The organism is Psychrobacter sp. (assembly GCF_035469765.1).
In the GTDB taxonomy this organism is placed as follows: domain Bacteria; phylum Pseudomonadota; class Gammaproteobacteria; order Pseudomonadales; family Moraxellaceae; genus Psychrobacter.
Genome location: NZ_DATIRM010000177.1, coordinates 1 through 3015, shown reverse-complemented (window position 1 = coordinate 3015; position 3015 = coordinate 1). Strand labels below are relative to the sequence as shown.

General features: G+C 40.5%; 6 protein-coding genes. 3 read left to right on the top strand and 3 right to left on the bottom strand.

Annotated elements, in window-relative coordinates:
• The 3 genes from VLN09_RS05050 to smpB all read right to left on the bottom strand — a co-directional run.
• Window positions 1–267 (bottom strand): transposase (locus VLN09_RS05050; RefSeq protein WP_325244291.1); only part of this gene is annotated, 267 nt, incomplete at its 3' end.
• A gap of 61 nt (window positions 268–328) precedes the next feature.
• Window positions 329–649, bottom strand: a complete 321-nt coding sequence (locus tag VLN09_RS05045) for an IS630 transposase-related protein (RefSeq protein ID WP_011281355.1) — start codon at window positions 647–649, stop codon at window positions 329–331.
• A gap of 306 nt (window positions 650–955) precedes the next feature.
• Window positions 956–1432, bottom strand: coding sequence for an SsrA-binding protein SmpB (gene smpB / locus VLN09_RS05040; protein ID WP_325244288.1), 477 nt, complete (start codon window positions 1430–1432; stop codon window positions 956–958).
• A 250-nt stretch (window positions 1433–1682) separates the two neighbouring features.
• On the opposite strand from smpB, the gene coaD reads away from it, so the two are divergent.
• The 3 genes from coaD to VLN09_RS05025 all read left to right on the top strand — a co-directional run.
• Window positions 1683–2192 carry a pantetheine-phosphate adenylyltransferase gene (coaD, locus tag VLN09_RS05035; protein ID WP_325244285.1) on the top strand — a complete coding sequence of 170 codons (510 nt, stop codon included), beginning with the start codon at window positions 1683–1685 and terminating at the stop codon, window positions 2190–2192.
• 121 nt (window positions 2193–2313) lie between these two features.
• On the top strand, window positions 2314–2562 hold the full coding sequence (locus VLN09_RS05030; protein WP_011279634.1) for a YfhL family 4Fe-4S dicluster ferredoxin: 249 nt from the start codon (window positions 2314–2316) through the stop codon (window positions 2560–2562).
• A gap of 3 nt (window positions 2563–2565) precedes the next feature.
• Window positions 2566–3015, top strand: a 450-nt coding sequence (locus VLN09_RS05025; RefSeq protein WP_325244282.1) for an aminotransferase class III-fold pyridoxal phosphate-dependent enzyme, incomplete at its 3' end; no start/stop codon positions are given.

The window sequence follows — 3015 nt, the reverse complement described above, 5'->3', positions numbered from 1 at the left end:
CAGCCATAAGAAATAAAAGAACAAGGTATTAACACAATCTAGCCGCCACTCTTTATGTTTTTGTTCAACCCAACGATGGAATACATCGCTATTTACACTGCGATCATAGAGTCCAATAGCGAACAGCTGGCTATTGTAAATAGCGCCTATCGCATTGGTTTGTTTTTTAAGCTGCCAGTTGTATTGTCCAAAGCATTTTTTACCTCTATTAGAATAACCGTAGGGTCTATTATCATGAGATTTCAAACCACTTTCATCAAGATAGATAATTGGCTTATCATCAAACTTAAGTTGCGCTAACTTTTCAAGAAATATAAGACCTTTCTCTTCATCCGCTTTTGGATGAGTTAAGCTCTTTTTTTTGAGTGATGCATATTCGTTTTAAAGCGATGCCTATACCTCTTTGAGTGCAGTTAAAACGCCGAGCTCGTTCGTGCTGATAATCATCAGGATAAGCTTCTACATCAGCTCTCAGTAAATCATCGTCTATCTTTGTCGGGGTAAATTGACGTCTTTTACGCTCAGGAAATGTTTTCCAACGCTGAATAGTGTTGGTGCTAATTTGATACTCCTCTGCAAGTTGTCGAATGCTATAGCCTTCTTCAAGCTTATTGAGTATCAGTTGTCGGTAATCTTTTGAGTATGCCATATTATATACTGTAGCGGATTTATGTTTCTTTTACTATATAGGAGAAAGCTGATGAATATTGATACTTAATCAGTAGACCAAAGCGTGTCCGCGATGACAGATATACTGGCAGAATACTTACGTCCCGAAGAGGTGCAGCTACCGTCAATTACGCCGCGCTCATAAGCAATCACAAACGACAGAAATTGCGCCAGTTGTTTGAAAATTAATCAATAAGATTGATTGAACAAATAAAAACGGACAATTCAATATAATGTTGAATCGTCCGTTTTTTTAAGATTAAAACCAATCTGTTGAAAGAGGGCTTTAATCTAAATGCTGTTTGAAACCGCGCTGCTTATCACGTTCCCAATCACGGTCTTTAAGCGTTTTGCGTTTGTCATGCTGTTTCTTACCGAGTGCTAAACCAATTTGGCATTTCACCAGTGAGTTTTTCCAATAACAGGATAACGGCACGCAGGCATAGCCCTTTTGATTGACTGCGCCAAATAATTTTTCGATTTCGCGGCGATTGAGCAAGAGCTTACGCGTACGGATACTATCGGGGCTCACGTGCGTCGAGCTAGATAGTAGCGGCTGAATATGTGCGCCAAATAGAAATGCCTCATTATTACGAAAAATAATATAAGCTTCCGTAATGGTCATTTTACCAGCACGAATGGCTTTGACTTCCCAACCTTGTAATGACAGTCCTGCCTCAAATGTCTCTTCAATAAAGTACTCATGACGAGCCTTTTTATTGGCACAAATTTGATTTTCCGGTTTTTTTGATTTTTTTGACATAATGTCTCCATAAGGACTGCTTAAATATATCTTGTCCCTATTTTTCTAGTCGTGCTAATTCCTCATCCTAACCCTTAAATGCGAGTTATTTTTTATAAATGCTAAAACGGATGAGTCGAACTGACTATTGTAACAAAGCCACCGCTGCAAATGTAGCTGCACTATTAGGACAAATGTAGTAGATAAGTATTAAATTTGAGTAAAATTTGCTAGCATATGGGTCATTATTATTAATCATATTAGCCCTGTTATGAGCCTTTCTGCTACTTCCTCAAAACTGCATACTAAGATTTTATATCCTGGCACCTTTGATCCCATTACCAATGGTCATGTCGATTTGGTTAAACGGGCGACGAAACTGTTTGATGAGGTGGTCATCGCTGTCGCCTCAGGACATCATAAAAAGCCATTGTTTGACTTTGAAGAGCGTGTTGCCTTGGTCGAAACGGTATTTGCTGATTTACCGCAAGTTTCGGTGATTGGCTTTGAAGGTTTGTTGGTCGATTTTATGCGCGAAAAAAACGCCACTGCGGTACTACGTGGTCTGCGTGCTATGTCAGACTTTGAATATGAGTTTCAATTGGCGAATATGAACCGTGAGCTTGATGAGAATTTTGAAGCGGTATTCTTAACCCCGTCACAAAACTACTCTTTTATCTCATCAACGATGATTCGTGAAATTGCCAGACTTGGCGGTGATGTGACCAAATTTGTGCCACCATGCGTCTCAGAAGCCTTTATACAAAAACTCAGTCGCTAATCTTCAGTTAAGCGTTTACTAAGTAAACGTTAAATATTGATCGAATATACAATGTTGAGTTTGATAGTAGACTACGAACGTACTCATTTATTATCAGCTGCTAGCAAATAAGGAGCAGTTTATGGCGTTATTAATTACGGACGAATGCATCAATTGTGATGTGTGCGAGCCTGCTTGCCCAAACGAAGCCATCTCAGAAGGCGATGATATTTATGTCATTGACCCTGATTTATGTACCGAATGCGTCGGTCACTTTGATGAGCCGCAATGCGTGGTCATCTGTCCCGTTGATTGCATTCCTCATGACCCAAACCACGTCGAAACTGAGAGCGATTTGATGTCAAAATACAAGCGCATTACTGGTAAGTAAAATATGACAACTGCATCAACCAACGAATTTGACCAGCAACATCTCTGGCATCCCTATGCCAGCTTGCCACCCAGTTATCCTAATATGGTGATTGACCATGCCGAAGGTATCTATATCGTCACTGAAGATGGTACACGTCTTATTGACGGTATGTCGTCATGGTGGGCGAGTGTACACGGTTATAATCATCCTAAGTTGAATGCAGCGGTGATTAAACAATTGGGCAAAATGGCGCACGTGATGTTTGGTGGTCTGACCCATCAGCCAGCGATAGATCTGGGTAGAAAGCTGCTTTCTATTGTGCCTACTGGTCTCGATGCGATATTTTATGCCGATAGTGGCAGCATCGCGGTAGAAGTAGCACTAAAAATGGCATTGCAATATCAAATTGCTGCCAAGTGCCCAACCAAGCAGCAGTTTGCTTCGACCCATTCAGGTTATTATGGTGATACA